Source organism: Aulosira sp. FACHB-615, from assembly GCF_014698045.1.
In the GTDB taxonomy this organism is placed as follows: Bacteria; Cyanobacteriota; Cyanobacteriia; order Cyanobacteriales; family Nostocaceae; genus Nostoc_B.
This window is the reverse complement of sequence record NZ_JACJSE010000018.1, coordinates 62,004-77,446: the sequence shown is the minus strand read 5'-3', so window position 1 is coordinate 77,446 and position 15,443 is coordinate 62,004. Positions and strand designations below refer to the sequence as shown.

The following is a 15,443-nucleotide window of genomic DNA, read 5'->3' as shown; positions in this document are numbered from 1 at the left end:
AAATATTGGTTTATTTAAGAATTGATGAATTGGGCTGTTAGGAATGGGTGTGGGGGTATGAGGGTGTGGGGGACAAGGGAGGGAAGGGGGACAAGGGAGACAAGGGGAAATTATTGTCATTTCTCCCCTACACCCTGCACCCTTAAACCCCTTCACCCTTTGCATGTACTTCCAGATCAAAAAGGTGGTAATTCTTGAAGAATTGTAAAGCGAATATGATTAATGGCTAAATCACCGATGGGAATATCTTCTTTTGTCAATCTAGTACCTTGACTGCTTAAGGTTTCAAAAGAGATACCTTTGCCAATTTCAATGTGATACCAGCACAAGCCCATAAAAAAGCGGGTGGGGTAAGGGCCTCCATATCCGACATCATCGGGGTTAGATTCCATTGGCAACCAGCCAAAGTTGGGGATATAAAATTCTAACCAGACGTGATTAAAATCGGGTTGTAATGGTACTTTTTGATGTTCGCCATAGGGAGGGCATTTATATCTGCCAACTGTGCGGCAAGGGATACCATTTAAACGGCACAAAGCCAGTAAAACACCCACGTACTCACCGCAAGAACCAACGCCCCGTTCTAAAACTATATCTGGGGTATCAATGTAGGGTTTAATGCCGTAGGACAACTCATCGTACACGTAGTTACGGATACTATACATTTTCCGTAGCAAGTTGGTTTCGGAACCAACGGCATCACGGGCAGCATTGCGGACTATAGAAGTATCCATTGCCAAATCATCGTCATCCACCAAGTAGCGATTTTGAAACTCTGGGGAGAGTTCTGGTAAGTCTTCGGTATCTTTAGGGGTAATGCGATACTTGATTCCTCGTACTTCTAACAAAGCCTTCCAGCCAAATACATGGCGTTCGCCGGGGGCGAGGGCATCAAATTTAAATACTGCTACCCGTTGCCCATCAATGACTTCTTCGGTAAAAGGGATACCAATTGGTTCAACCTGTTTAACTGTTTGGCGTTCGGTTTCGGAGGGTAAGGCGATGCGCCATTCTACATCCGGGAGATACACTTCTTCTAAAGGTGCAATTTCCTCAGCGTAGGACATTTCAATCAGATAGCCATTTGATAGGGCGTAACGCTTATCTGGGTTGTAGTGGTAATAAAGTGGGTGAATGAAAGTCCGATCGCGGTAAGTTAATTCATGATTCGGGTCAGCATTGGGATTATCCCGAATATAAGGTTCCTCAGAAGCATAGGCGACATACAGAGTTTCCTTACCTTCATCATCTCGGTGTACTGCTATGCCTGTGGGTGAATCAAAAGGTGTTAGTACACTAAAATTAACTTCCCCTGTGGCTCGATCCATCGAGTAAACTGTTTGTTCAGTGCGATCGCAAATCCACAGCGTTTCTTGGGTGACTGCCAAATTTTCCACACCCACCCCAGGCGCATAAAATTTCGTAATTTCTTTGCGTGTACTGCGGTCAAAAATCACAATGTAACCCAGCTTTTGACAGCTAACATACACCGTTGATTCCCACACAGCCACACCATTAGCCGTATATGGCAATGTGGCAAAATGTTCTAACCCCCAAGAACCCAGCTTTGATAAATAAATACTGTTGCCACGAGTTACCCAGAGGGTATCTTCCCAAACTGCTAAACCAGTGACATCATTAAATTCCTTAACCTGGTGCGGATTGATGATTTTGCTGTTGTCAGACTCAGGATCAATCTCCAGTAGATGCCCTTTTGTACTGTCAATCGCAATGAGTGTATCTTTGATGAAAGCAATGCCACATAGGGAGGCAGCCGTAAGCGGTCGAATTGTCCTTTGCCCAAACATCTGGCTAGCAGTCTAATTAGGGAGTGCAAAATTTATATTAAGCATATATATTCCACGGTTTAGCACGCCGAGCATTAATTTTGCCATAACCTCCAGACATAACAACAAATTTTTTAGGGTAATAGTTTTTATAAAATGTTTTTTAAAATACTATAAACTACATAAAAATACATAGAATTATCACTTAAACCAAGTTAGCAAATGTCGAGAAACACATTTAAACTTGTACAAGTCATACCATGAGGAATTTGAGATTTTGGATGGAAATTACTGTCTCAGCCTGCCTTGAGGTTAGTCCATCTATGGTGATCATTTTTCCAATTGGTGTGAACAAGAACTTGAATATGACTTTGGTGGATGGTTTTATCGCCATCACTAAATTATGATCGAATTTTGTAACCTTTTCTGTAACCTAAACAATGTCTGCTAATTCTCTGCCTGAAAGTACCCCGATTTGGCATACTTTAGAAGTTGATAAAGCTCTAGACCTGCTGGATAGCAAGGCAGACAGTGGCTTAACACCCCAAGAAGTTGAACAACGGTTGCAAAAATACGGCACCAACGAGTTAGAAGAACATGGTGGTCGTAGTGCTTGGGAAATATTGCTAGATCAGTTCAAGAACATTATGTTGTTGATGCTGATTGCTGTGGCTTTGATCTCTGGGTTTTTGGATTTTACGGCTTGGCAAGCTGGTCAACTCAAGCCAGGAGAAGTACCGTTTAAAGATACCGTGGCAATTATGGCCATTGTGATTTTGAATGGTATTTTGGGTTATGTCCAAGAAAGTCGCGCCGAACAAGCTTTAGCTGCACTTAAAAAGATGTCTTCGCCTTTAGTGCGCGTCCTTCGTAACAAAAAACTATTAGATGTGGCAGCTAAAGAAATCGTCCCAGGAGATATCATGCTGCTGGAAGCGGGAGTGCAGATAGCCGCAGATGGACGCTTAGTTGAACAGTCTAATTTACAAGTGCGAGAATCTGCACTCACAGGTGAAGCAGAAGCTGTCAACAAACAGGCCACTCTTCAACTACCTGAAGATACATCTTTAGGCGATCGCATCAACTTAGTTTTTCAAGGTACGGAAGTTGTTCAAGGACGCGCGAAAGTTCTGGTAACAAACACCGGGATGAAAACCGAACTCGGTAAAATTGCCACCATGTTGCAGTCGGTGGAAAGTGAACCCACACCTTTGCAACAGCGTATGACGCAACTGGGCAACGTCTTAGTTTCTGGTTCCTTGATTTTAGTAGCGATCGTTGTCATTGGTGGTGTCATTCAGGCCAGAGGTTTTAGCAATTTACAAGACCTACTAGAAGTTTCCTTGAGTATGGCGGTGGCGGTAGTACCTGAAGGTTTACCCGCCGTAATTACCGTGACCTTGGCATTAGGAACCCAGCGCATGGTACGCCGCAATGCCTTGATTCGCAAACTGCCAGCCGTGGAAACCTTGGGTTCTGTGACTACCATTTGTTCGGATAAAACAGGTACACTCACCCAAAACAAAATGGTGGTGCAATCAGTATTCACCAACAACAATACTTTTAGGGTCACAGGGGAAGGTTACGCACCTGTAGGTGACTTTCAATTAGACGGTCAAAAAATTTCCGTGGGCGATTTTCGGGAAATTCCGGCTTTATCCGTCGCCTGCGCCGTTTGTAATGACTCAGTATTACAAAAAGAAAAAGGTGAATGGGCAATTTTAGGCGACCCCACCGAAGGCGCATTGGTGACATTAGCAGGTAAAGCTGGGATTGAAAAAGACCAATGGAATAGTAAGTTACCCCGTGTCAGTGAATTTCCCTTCTCTTCCGAACGCAAACGGATGAGTGTGATTACCCAGGTGGAGGAAGTTGCAACTGGGGAAACATCCTTTACCAGTGTAGACCCAGCGATCGCAGGTTTGGTCAACTCTGAACCTTACCTAATGTTTACCAAAGGTTCACCAGAGTTAATTTTGGCACGTTGTACAGAAATTCGTTTGGGTACAAGTACCGCACCACTAACAGAAGAACAACGCAGCAAAATTTTGGCAGCTAATGACCAAATGGCCAGTAAAGGTTTGCGGGTATTAGGCTTTTCCTATAAACCCCTCACCGAAGTTCCCCCAGAAGGCACAGATGAGGAATCTGAGACAAGCTTGGTGTGGTTGGGATTAGTCGGAATGCTGGATGCACCCAGACCGGAAGTTAGGGCAGCTGTGGCAGAATGTCGCCAAGCTGGTATTCGCCCAGTCATGATTACAGGCGACCATCAATTAACAGCCCGTGCGATCGCTATTGATTTAGGCATTGCCCAAGAAGGCGACCGTGTGCTAACTGGTCAAGAATTGCAACGGATGACTGACCAAGAACTAGAACAACAAGTTGATTTAGTCAGCATCTATGCCAGAGTTGCCCCAGAACACAAACTGCGGATCGTCCAAGCATTACAACGCCGTGGTCGATTTGTGGCGATGACTGGCGATGGTGTCAATGATGCCCCAGCCCTCAAACAAGCAGACATCGGCATCGCAATGGGCATCACTGGTACTGATGTGAGTAAAGAAGCCAGCGACATGGTACTGCTGGATGACAACTTTGCCACCATTGTGGCGGCAACTAAAGAAGGTCGAGTAGTTTACACCAACATTCGCCGCTTTATTAAATATATTTTGGGCAGTAACATCGGTGAAGTTCTGACAATTGCGGCTGCACCAATTTTAGGTTTAGGTGGTGTTCCTCTCACACCCTTGCAGATTCTCTGGATGAACTTGGTCACAGATGGTTTACCAGCCTTAGCCTTGGCAGTTGAACCACCAGAACCGGATGTGATGCAGCGTCCGCCCTTCAGCCCCCGCGAAAGCATTTTTGCTAGAGGATTGGGTTCTTACATGATCCGTATTGGGATTGTGTTTGCGATTATTACAATCATCCTCATGGAATGGTCATACTTCCATGTGCAAACCGCAACCGGCGAGGGACTCGACCCAGAACGTTGGAAGACAATGGTATTTACTTCATTGTGTATTGCCCAGATGGGTCATGCGATCGCTATTCGTTCCAACAACCAGCTAACTATTGAGGTGAATCCTTGGTCTAATCCCTATGTGCTGGGTGCGGTTGTGGTGACAACGATATTACAACTGATGCTAATTTACGTACCACCCCTGCGGGCTTTCTTCGGTACTCATTGGCTACCTCCGGCTGAGTTAGCAATTTGTATTGGTTTTAGTGCCTTAATGTTTGTCTGGATTGAAGGCGAAAAAATCTTCTTCCGTTTTATGGGCAAGAAAACTGTTTAACAAGGTAAAAGGTAAAAGGTAAAAGTAAAAAGGAAAAACTATAGCGGTAGTCATATAGGTTAGGACATTTTGAAAGTTTGAATGTCAGGAATAATAAAACTGCTACCTCCTGCCTTCTGCCTTCTGCCTCCTGCTATATTTACTTTTGCCTTTTACTTTTTGCCCTTTTACTTAAATTATGTATCTGAAAACTTTACACCTCAGACAATTTCGCAATTACCAAGACCAAAAAGTTGAGTTTAACGCTGCTAAAACAATTTTAGTGGGTAACAACGCTCAGGGTAAGTCGAATTTGTTAGAGGCGGTAGAGTTATTAGCCACATTGCGATCGCACCGAATGGCACGCGATCGGGATTTAATTCAAGATGGCACAGAATTTGCCCAAATCAATGCCAGCTTAGAACGAGACACAGGGATTAGTGATTTAACCTTAACTCTCCGCCGTAACGGTCGCCGCAGTGTGGCAATTAATGGTGAGATTGTGCGGCGACAAATGGATTTTTTAGGTGTCCTCAACGCCGTACAGTTTTCCAGTTTAGATTTAGAATTAGTCCGAGGTAGTCCGGAAGTCCGCCGCAACTGGTTGGATACTTTATTAATTCAACTTGAACCAGTTTATGCTCATATTTTGCAACAATATAACCAAGTATTACGCCAACGCAATGCCTTTCTAAAAAAACACCAAGACTCCCCACTCCCCAACTCACAACTTGCCCTCTGGGATGCACAATTAGCAACCACAGGTACAAGAGTTATTAGAAGACGCGATCGGGCGATTCAAAGATTAGCCCCCATTGCTGCGGCTTGGCACGCTAGTATTAGCGGTAGTACCGAAATCTTAGAAATTAAATATTCACCTAACATTCCTTTGGTGCAGCACCAACCAGAACAAGTCCAGCAAGCTTTCCTGAACAAAATTCAACAACGCGCTGTCGCCGAACTCTACCGAGGTACTACCCTTGTCGGCCCTCATCGTGACGAAGTAGAATTGACTATTAATCAAACGCCTGCTCGGCAATATGGTTCTCAGGGTCAGCAACGCACCTTAGTCTTAGCCTTAAAACTAGCAGAATTAGAGTTAATTGAAGAAGTCGTAAAAGAGCCACCATTGTTGTTGCTTGATGATGTTTTAGCGGAATTAGATCCATACCGTCAAAATCAATTGCTTGATGCGATTCAAGACCGTTTTCAAACTTTAATCACAACAACTCACTTAAGTTCTTTTGATGCTCAGTGGCTAAACTCTTCTCAAATTCTGTTTGTCAAGGCTGGAGAAATATCAATTAATTAGTCAATAGTCAATGCTCAACATGACAAATGACCAATGACCAATGAACCATGACATTTCAATTATGCAGCAAACTAATTATAAATTAGACCCTCAAGAAATTGCCTATTTAGGTGCATCATTAAGAGCAATTGAGCAAAAATTCATCAAACAAAGACGGCAAGAGGGTTATAAAAAAATTTGGTTTCAAGGTGAAGAACCTTATTTTGATGTTTTTTTTGAATTAGAGTATGACAAAATCATCTGGTTCCAATTTACCTTGCGGGGTAAAACAGTTTCTTGGGATATCCGCAAACCAGAACTGCAAACGGGTAATACCAATGAATTATGTGCTGATGATGTGAGTTTTTACGCCGCTAGTAAAACTATTGAAAATGACAATCACACAGATTGGGAATTTATATATTTAGCTAAATTAATTTTAGAAACTAGAGCCGAAGAAGAGATTTTTGCTCAAGCCTTGGCATTATTTCATAAATAATAAAATTTAGACAGTACAAAGCTTTTAATCCTGTTATCTGTCCCCTGCTATAATCTGTATTAATTCTTTTCTATTTTCTTAAATAGATTCAGTACTAAAATTGTCAATGTAGCTGCTATTAATCCTAATTGCCATAAACCACAACCAGCCGCAATTCCTAGCGCAGCCGAAACCCAAATCGCTGCGGCTGATGTCAGTCCGTGAACTTCCAGATGCTGCGACTGTTGCGAAGATTCGCGGATAATTTCTCCCGCACCCAAAAATCCGACACCTGCGGCAATACCTTGAATGACACGACTTAAAGCATCGGCACTAGGTTCTGATATTCCTGTTTGCAAAGGAATAAGAGTAAACAAGGCAGAACCCAAACTGACAAGTATATGAGTTCTTAAACCTGCTGGTTTACGTCTAATTTGACGTTCAATGCCAATAATTGCACCAAATAACAAAGCTAGGCACAGTCTAAACAGAATATTCAACCAATCATTGGGTAACAAGTAGTAAGTATTTAACAATTTTGTTTTAAAATATATAAAAAGTAATATATGCTACTTTAACTTAAAAATATATCCATTGAGTTTACTCAAGATAACTAAGTTAAATATATTTTAATGAGATTTTTTTGTCATAACTTAATAGGTATTTATATCAGGGAAAGGTGCTGAGGATAAATTATTTTATGCAAAGATAGACCTAATATTTAATTTCGGAAAAAACAGTACACACCAAAAATACTCTTTCCTCTCTCCCTATTACCTACTCCCAGCCTGTACAGGTAATTTCAGAAATCAAACCAGATAATAGTAAATTGATCCGCTAATCATGGTAATTATCGATGATAAACTGCATTTAGCTTAGTGTAGTTTGAGGCAGATAATATGGAATTGTGAGGAAAATTTATGGCAATATTAATAAACTAGACTAACAGTGTAGTGTTCCAAGTGATGGACTAGCTATTTGAGTGTTAAAACAGACGAATAAGCACCTAGACCCGACGAATGGAATTCGCGGCTATAAAAACGAAGTCCGCACTTCGACAAGCTCAGTGGCCACCTACGCGGACTAACTTAAAATCAAGGGTTTGGTGTGCAAGATGTAAAACAAGAAATATTAACTAACCAAGGGGTGAGATGATTGCCAAACAGCATTGAATGAGAACTTAAACTCATAACTAAGTCAAACTAATTTTCAATAATCAAATGGAAAGAATCTCTCTCGGCAGATAATTTATGCAATAGCCTGGAAGTATTTACCGAGAGCAAAGCCTGTAGTGGCAAATTGACAAATCATTAAAAATGAAGTGAGTGGAAAAAGTCTACTGGCTTGACCAAATTAAACTACAAGACCGCGCCAAAGTAGGCGACAAAGCATTTTATTTAAGCAAAATGATGCAGCGTGGCTACCCTGTGGTGCCTGGTTTTGTGATTTCAGCAGAAGTTTTGCGGCAATTTTTAGAAACTATCAACAGTTCAGAATCTTTAGTTGCAGACTTACCTGATTCTTCATTGCACCTTGATGTAGCTAATTGGCGACAACTTCAGCAGGTGGCTAGTCGTTTGCGTCAAGAAATCATTGCGGCAAATGTACCATCACAGTGGGTAAGTACAATTTTTGCTGCGACAAAAGAATGGCAAACTAAATATTTGATTTTGCAACCCACATTATCAGTTTTCAATGTTAGCCAAGATATCGGAAATATATCTGGGTTACTAGAGCCAATCTTTTGTGGTTGTGATGAAGATGCGATCGCTTTAGGATTGAAGCGAGTTTGGAATCAGTTATTTCGCGCTAGAAGCTTATTGTATTGGCAACGCCAGGGAATTGATCTGCAAAATGTGAATTTGGCGGTGTTAGTACAACCAATGCAAAATGCGATCGCCAGTGGTTCACTTCATGCTAACGCCTCTGGATGGACAATTGAAGCTACTTGGGGATTAGGAGTAGCCCTCACCAGAGGAGAAGTTTTGCCGGATGTTTACTACGTTCAGCCAGAAACAGGTATTGTTCTAGAACGACATTTAGGAAATAAACTGCTGGCTTATCGTCTAGATGATGAGATAAGTGCAACTACGCAACCACAACTCCAATCAATACTCACTGATGAAAACAACAGTTTAGTTGCTTATTTACTTTCTGAAGAATCACAAAAACAATATGCTTTGCCAGAGGCGAGTGTGCCACAGATCATCGCTTTGGGAAATCAGTTGGTCAGTGAACTGGGAAAAACTTTTACTGTCCAGTGGAGTATTACGGAAATCGATACAGTTTCCCATCTCCAAATCACCGAAGTTAATACTCCCTTAGCACCAGTTCCTCACTTAAAGTTAATCAAAGGTTTGGGTGCAGCCACAGGTAAAGTCACGGCTAGTGCTTATGTGATTAATTCTCTCCAAAAACCTGAACAAATACCCGAAGGAGTCGTGCTTGTCGTCCCGACGATCGCACCTGATTGGTTAGCGTTAATGCAAAAAGTTGTGGCGATTGTGACAGTGCAAGGTGGTTTGACTAGTCATGCTGCAATATTATCCAGAGAATTAGGCATTCCCGCAGTTGTGAGTGCAAAAGATGCTACAGTCTTAATTCAAACCGGAGAAAAATTGCTAGTAGATGGCGATAGGGGAGAAATTTATCGCCTCAGAGACAGCAAAGCCAAAAATCAAGAAAATCCAGAAATTAGTTTTCCTGTTCCTTCTGTTTCACCCAATCATTCACATCTTAGTTCGCAGCCGCCCATGATTGCTACTCAACTAATGGTGAATCTGAGTCAGCCTAATTTAATCGAGCGATCGCAGACCTTACCTGTCGATGGTGTAGGATTGTTACGCTCGGAATTAATGCTGTTGAATATTTTGGAAGGACAAGACCCCCATAATTGGATTATGAGTGGTCGTCGCTCAGAATTGTTGGAGTTGTGGACACAGCAGGTTATTAATTTTGTACGTGCTTTTACGCCCCGTCCAGTATTTTATCGCTCCCTTGATTGGCGATTTTCGGAGTTTTCATCAACATATAATCCATCATCTGCAACCCATTCGATTTTGGGCGATCGCGGCACATTGAGTTATATTAACAACCCTGCCGTTTTTGATTTGGAACTCACAGCTTTACTGAATGTCCAAAAAGCAGGTTATAGCAATCTGCGGTTATTGTTACCCTTTGTGCGGAGTGTGGCTGAGTTTAGCTTTTGTCGCCAGAAAGTTGAGCAAATCGGCTTAACCCAAATGTCGCAGTTTCAATTGTGGATTATGGCAGAAGTGCCTAGTGTATTATTTTTACTGCCAGAATATGTCAAAGCTGGAGTAGCCGGAATTTCCATTGGGACAAATGACTTAACACAACTGTTGTTAGGCGTAGATCGAGAACAAGGACAACTCACAAAAATCTTTGATGAACGCCACCCAGCCGTGATGGGTGCGATCGCTCAATTAATCCAAATGGCGAAAAATGCCAACATCCCCTGTGCAATCTGCGGTCAAGCACCAGCATTGTATCCTGAAATCATTGACAAACTAGTAGAATGGGGCATTACCTCAATTTCCGTCGAACCAGAAGCAGTGGAACGAACACATTATGCGATCGCCCGTGCTGAACATCGGTTAATTTTAGCAGCAGCACGGCGAACAATTCATTGAAAGCCATAAACCCTAGCCTCTAACCTCTAATACCATTTCACTTTAAACATGATACAGATATGCAACCAGCGCCTCGACTTCGCTCGGCGATCGCAAAGCAAGCAGAGGCTCAGAGAAGGTGATTTGTATCAGTAATTGCGTGAATTGGTATAACCTCTATCAACTTGTACTGCACTCAACCAAGAAACGCTGTAAAATTACTTCACATATCCGGTTTCGCGCAGAAACTTGCGTAAATCGGCAAAATATTGAGTGCGATCGCTTTTTGTATAAGCTTGTCGGACTCGTTTCCAACCATCTTCTCCTTGACCCAGCAAATATTTATCAGCCAAATACGCAGCTAAAAATCCTCTACCGTCATCACCTTGCTGGCGAATCTCGGTGTAAGTTTTCCATAACTCAGAAGCGTGACTGTAAATTAACTTGGGATAGCGACGAGTCACATCAACCATTTTGCCTTGGCGATATTGCCAAATTTGCAACGGATAAGCAGAAGCAGCATAAGCTGTAAAAGAGTATGCAAAGCGATCGTCTCGACTCTCAAGTTCGATAATGCCATCTTTATCAAAATCCTGAAACCGATACGCCCCATTACCCCAGTCTTGGCGAATTTGAGTATACTTTTGAGATTTTTTGTCGTAGCGGTAAATCAACGAATAAGTACAACAATGTGCGCCACCTGTAAAGAAATCGGCAATTACCTCTGGTTCTTTGTCACCGTCTAAATCTAGTATGGGTAACTTCTCTTCTTTCTCATATATCCCGCCAACAGGACGATCATATTCACTTTCTTGGGGCAGTTTTTGATCTAAAACCACTTTACCTGCGCGGCTAATTTGCAAACGCACATTTTTATATTGATATTCCTCTGGTTTCTCATAAGAGATTTCTGCACGCACATTACCTGATTCCCCAACAATAGTTGCAGCACTACTAGGCTGGGTGAATACAGCAATTTGACTTAAAACAGCTAAACCGATCAAAGATGGACTCAGCACAGCGCGAAAATTCTTCAGCATAAGTGTTGTATATAGCTTGTTCAACTTTATACAACACTACAAAAATCATCAATATCGGAAAATTGCCGCTACTTGTAACTGACTTGGCATTTTTTCTGGTTCCACCGCATAAACCCTACCGCCGTTAATAATCGTATGAATCGCAGCAAAATCTAACAAATCTTGATCATCTGCGTCTGGTTCTGGGTGGATATCTAAATTCATTGTTTCTGGGTCAAACTTACCCCAAATTTGTTGTCCTACAGGAACAAACAAAGAATCAACTCTTTGGTAATAAGCCGCAGCCAAAATTTCCTTGAGATCACTAGAAGCTGTACCCGTTCCTTCCCCCAACAGTTGTTGAAAAAGCTCCATTGCTTGCTGTTCCGACTCATAAAATAGCGGCTCGACAATTTCCCACGCATCCGCGTGTAATTCTTCAACTTGGAAAAGCTCTGGTCTGCGGGTGATACCTTGTTCTAGTAAATTGTGATAACTGTTAGCTTGGCGATAAATGGGATGCAGATAATCTACTCCCGCCAAAATTAGTGGTGCTGTTTCTTCTCGGAGTTTTTCGTGCAGTTCTGCATCGACTAGATGAAAGTATTGCAGGATACCTTCTTGGTGTTGATCTCGGTCTGGGCTTCCTTGGCCGTGGAATGCACCTGGTTGGGAACGGGAGAAAGGATTTGAGCTGCTACCTTTTTTTGTAGCGATGCGAAACTGACCTTCTTTAGAGGTTTCGTCGTATAACAGAGCTTCATCAAGACTTTTGGGCAGATTTTCGATTTCTACCTCCTGCAAGCCAGAGCGCGTACCTGCAAAAAATTTCAAATCTTGTTGGCTTAAAGCCAGAACATAGAATTTACCATCATGATTAATTAAAGGTAGTAATGGCTTGATATGGAAGCGATCGCTCACAACTACCAATTCTGGAAACTCCGTTGGTAACTGATAATAACGAAATACTCCTGGTGCAATCAAAATCGCTAAACCTTGGTCTTGATTTTCCCAAAATTCCCCTGTATCCAGTTCCATTGCTGGCTGAAGCAACTCATTAGCCTCGCCTTCGTTCATTTCCATTGCTTCTAAACGGCTTTGTGCTTCCCGGATGAGATTTTTAAAGCGAATTGGATTTTGTCGAATCTCTGGCCCGGCTTTTTGCATCGGCATATATAGAGAAATACAGGGCTTATGAGTATGTTCAGTTAAAATTTTTAGCTCATCAATAGATAATAGTGCCATATTATAAAACTCCTATCCACAGAAATCTAAATTGCATCATCTAGATTTATTTCAGAACTAGACACTAAAAATTTCATCTTTCTTTTGATAAAAAATACCTCCAAACCCACCATTCTTGAGAGAGATATAGCAGTCCTAAATCGTTCGTGAACAAAAAGATCCCCGACTTCTTTGAGAAGTCGGGGATCTAAAAAAAATACGCCATTTTCTGACGTATTAATTAAAATTGTTATGTAAATATTTGAACTAAAGTTTCTGCTTATCCAACATTCGGTGTATCAGTATTAGCTGAATTTGAGTTAACTACCATTCTTTGTGGTGTTTGATTCACAAAACCCAAACTCACTCGTTTCATCAGCCAGTGCAACCCCAGCAGAATCACAAATGTAATAGTGATAATCACTAAAGGCTGTTTACCCACAAGTTCTTCTACACCTTTAGTTAATAAAGCATCCGGTTGGGTAATAAAATCCCAACTGTTGAAACGCAGAAATCTTCCCCAATAAATCCCGATAGCACAAAGAGCATGAGTAATTAACTCAACTCTAAAAATCCAGTGACTTTTGCCAATGCGGTGTAAATAGTATCCCAAATTAATTAAAGAGATGACATAAGCTTCAAACCCGGCAAAAATTACCAAAAAATAAACGGGAATTAGTACTAAAGTAATCATCCACACTGATTGAATTGTCCGAATATCGTCGATCAGGTGAATAATATCGGTTAATAAATAAGGCGCATTTGGCAAGAAAGCATAAAATACGATAAATCCCAACCACCAAACCCAAGAACGTCCCTTGTGAGTACGGAACAACCAAACACTTAAAGCCAAAGGTATGAAAGCCAGAAACAGGTTCCACGTCATCCAATTCATGTTGATTCGCAAGACCTGTAAAACCCTGACTATCAATTCAATCAATTCCTGTTTCATAAATGCTCGCTTGCCAGATGTGTGATTGATGTAGTTTTGTTGTATAGCATTAACTACTGTGGTTGACTGATCAGTTGGGTAGAAATAAGCTGGGTAATTTTTTGTATGTTCTTTGTCAGGTTGTGAAAATCTGACAGTGGATAGATAAACTTACCATCCCTGATTAATGGCTTGGGTGCTGTTTATCCAGGTTGACCCATATCAGAGTTCACACTTTTTGTACCAGTATAACCAGAAAATTATTAAGGGCATATTTAGCAGAAATCTGGAAGTATGAGCCGCAAAACTGCCGCTCAAACTCCCAGTATAGTTTTTGCTCTAGGAGGTCGTATTTTTGTAGTCGTGGTTTAGATACAATCTCCCCTGAGCCAATTCCCGAAAAATGGAAAAATTAATATTTACAGAACTTACGCAAAAAATGATCTGTTCAGAATGGGTGTAAGGGTCTGAGGGTATAGGGGTATACGGGTTTTGAACACCCCTACCTCAAACCCTTGATTTCTCAAGTCCTAATTTAGAGCGGTAGTCGCAGAGGTTAGGACATTTTGCTTTTACCTCCTGCCCCCCATACCAGCAACTAACGCACTAAAACGCGACTGCGGGGGCCAATTGCTTGTTTAGTTGCAGTTACTTGGGGGCGACAATTCGTAGAATCATCGTGACAAATTTTAGGGGCGACAGGAGAAACTTCTAAACTGACAGGATTAGCTGTGGGAGAAGAACCACTGCTGAATTCCATATTGGAGTCAGTGGAAGGCGATGGACTAGATTGACCAGATGTCCCACCAAGATTAGATGTTATGGGAGTCGTGGCGATCGCACCACTATCTACTGATACAGAAATTGGTGTACTGGGTGTAGACGTTGAAGGGTTATTGACGCTGGGTGGAGTGGGAGTTGTGGGAGTAGTCCCACCACCAGAATTAATCAGGGTAGCGTCAGCCGGTACGGTAATTGTCAACCTCACCAAAGGAGTATTTTTCATTTCGTAAGGTGTTGGATCTGGCTTAGTACCGGGAATATCAGACTTATAATCAAAGACTGTGGGACTTTCGCCACCATTGCGATCGCTATATCTTGGCCCTTGGCCGTTTAACTGAAAAGTACCTTGATATTGTTTACCTGTTTGGGGGTCGGTGACAATCCCCGTATAGAAAGCTTTGGCAAACCCAAATTCATCTTGTATGACACCTTGAAAGGAAACATTGGGGATTTTGCCTTGATAAGTAAAGGGTGTCAATTGACCACCAGACAGCGCCGGCGAAGTCAAAACCCCATTAAAAGAAATCACCGGAATGCCTTTAAAATCCACAAAGTAATGTAAACTGCCATCTGTGCGAGTTTCAACTTTGACATAATCTGACTTATAAACTGGCACGTAATTAGGATTGCTTTGAGAACCGATATTACGTTGATACACACCTTGAGAGTCCGTATCAATGCGAGTCACCCTACTATTAAAGTTAGGGTTGAAACTCGGTAGTTCCAAGGTTCCTGAAATTCTACCAGTGCTTTGAATGGTAATTTGAGCAGAAGCACCGCCACCAGTCAACCCAAGCAAAACTGCGGCTAAACTACCACTACCTACAACTGCACAGCTAATCTTTTTTGCTGATGAATTGAATTGCATGAAAAATTTGCTCCTTATTTCCTGATCAAAAACAACACGCATTAGGCTTCTACTGCGTGATCAAAAAGTCGAAATATAAATTTGGATATGTGGGAAGATTGCTGACAGTCAAAGGTAGTAAGACAACACAGCAGGGGGTTTCGCCCCTT

The 15,443-nt window shown here is 41.9% G+C and carries 10 protein-coding genes; 4 read left to right on the top strand and 6 right to left on the bottom strand.

The window, feature by feature from the left end:
* Positions 1-176 precede the first annotated feature (176 nt).
* Positions 177-1,808, bottom strand: a complete 1,632-nt coding sequence (locus tag H6G77_RS23595; RefSeq protein ID WP_190591828.1) for a transglutaminase domain-containing protein — start codon at positions 1,806-1,808, stop codon at positions 177-179.
* A gap of 419 nt (positions 1,809-2,227) precedes the next feature.
* Here H6G77_RS23595 and H6G77_RS23590 point away from each other — a divergent pair, with 419 nt between their 5' ends.
* From H6G77_RS23590 to H6G77_RS23580, 3 genes are all read left to right on the top strand, one after another.
* Positions 2,228-5,089: a cation-translocating P-type ATPase gene (locus tag H6G77_RS23590; RefSeq protein ID WP_190872883.1), complete on the top strand. Its 2,862-nt coding sequence runs from the start codon at positions 2,228-2,230 to the stop codon at positions 5,087-5,089.
* Positions 5,090-5,267: 178 nt separating this feature from the next.
* The gene (recF, locus tag H6G77_RS23585) at positions 5,268-6,380 is read left to right on the top strand and encodes a DNA replication/repair protein RecF (protein WP_190591830.1); all 1,113 of its coding nucleotides are present in this window, start codon (positions 5,268-5,270) and stop codon (positions 6,378-6,380) included.
* A 61-nt stretch (positions 6,381-6,441) separates the two neighbouring features.
* Entirely contained in the window at positions 6,442-6,858 is a 417-nt protein-coding gene (locus H6G77_RS23580) for a hypothetical protein (protein ID WP_190591882.1), read from the top strand.
* Positions 6,859-6,917: 59 nt separating this feature from the next.
* On the opposite strand, the gene H6G77_RS23575 is transcribed toward H6G77_RS23580, so the two are convergent.
* Positions 6,918-7,373 carry an MgtC/SapB family protein gene (locus tag H6G77_RS23575; RefSeq protein WP_190591831.1) on the bottom strand — a complete coding sequence of 152 codons (456 nt, stop codon included), beginning with the start codon at positions 7,371-7,373 and terminating at the stop codon, positions 6,918-6,920.
* A 789-nt stretch (positions 7,374-8,162) separates the two neighbouring features.
* Between H6G77_RS23575 and H6G77_RS23570 the strand changes: the two genes are divergently transcribed.
* A complete protein-coding gene (locus H6G77_RS23570; RefSeq protein ID WP_190872882.1) occupies positions 8,163-10,490 on the top strand; it encodes a putative PEP-binding protein in 2,328 nt (775 codons plus the stop codon).
* 197 nt (positions 10,491-10,687) lie between these two features.
* On the opposite strand, the gene H6G77_RS23565 is transcribed toward H6G77_RS23570, so the two are convergent.
* From H6G77_RS23565 to H6G77_RS23550, 4 genes are all read right to left on the bottom strand, one after another.
* Positions 10,688-11,509 (bottom strand): hypothetical protein, encoded by an 822-nt coding sequence (locus H6G77_RS23565; RefSeq protein WP_190872881.1) that lies wholly within the window; start codon positions 11,507-11,509, stop codon positions 10,688-10,690.
* A gap of 48 nt (positions 11,510-11,557) precedes the next feature.
* The gene (locus H6G77_RS23560; protein ID WP_190872880.1) at positions 11,558-12,733 is read right to left on the bottom strand and encodes a hypothetical protein; all 1,176 of its coding nucleotides are present in this window, start codon (positions 12,731-12,733) and stop codon (positions 11,558-11,560) included.
* A gap of 259 nt (positions 12,734-12,992) precedes the next feature.
* Positions 12,993-13,664 (bottom strand): DUF1361 domain-containing protein, encoded by a 672-nt coding sequence (locus H6G77_RS23555; RefSeq protein ID WP_190591835.1) that lies wholly within the window; start codon positions 13,662-13,664, stop codon positions 12,993-12,995.
* Between the two features lie 577 nt (positions 13,665-14,241).
* On the bottom strand, positions 14,242-15,294 hold the full coding sequence (locus H6G77_RS23550; RefSeq protein ID WP_190872879.1) for a hypothetical protein: 1,053 nt from the start codon (positions 15,292-15,294) through the stop codon (positions 14,242-14,244).
* Between the last annotated feature and the right edge of the window lie 149 nt (positions 15,295-15,443).

Coding starts and splice junctions, on each gene's coding strand:
- H6G77_RS23590 (WP_190872883.1), top strand. CDS start 2,228: ATGTCTGCTAATTCTCTGCCTGAAAGTACCCCGATTTGGCATACTTTA.
- recF (WP_190591830.1), top strand. CDS start 5,268: ATGTATCTGAAAACTTTACACCTCAGACAATTTCGCAATTACCAAGAC.
- H6G77_RS23550 (WP_190872879.1), bottom strand. CDS start 15,294: ATGCAATTCAATTCATCAGCAAAAAAGATTAGCTGTGCAGTTGTAGGT.
- H6G77_RS23555 (WP_190591835.1), bottom strand. CDS start 13,664: ATGAAACAGGAATTGATTGAATTGATAGTCAGGGTTTTACAGGTCTTG.
- H6G77_RS23595 (WP_190591828.1), bottom strand. CDS start 1,808: ATGTTTGGGCAAAGGACAATTCGACCGCTTACGGCTGCCTCCCTATGT.
- H6G77_RS23580 (WP_190591882.1), top strand. CDS start 6,442: ATGCAGCAAACTAATTATAAATTAGACCCTCAAGAAATTGCCTATTTA.
- H6G77_RS23565 (WP_190872881.1), bottom strand. CDS start 11,509: ATGCTGAAGAATTTTCGCGCTGTGCTGAGTCCATCTTTGATCGGTTTA.
- H6G77_RS23560 (WP_190872880.1), bottom strand. CDS start 12,733: ATGGCACTATTATCTATTGATGAGCTAAAAATTTTAACTGAACATACT.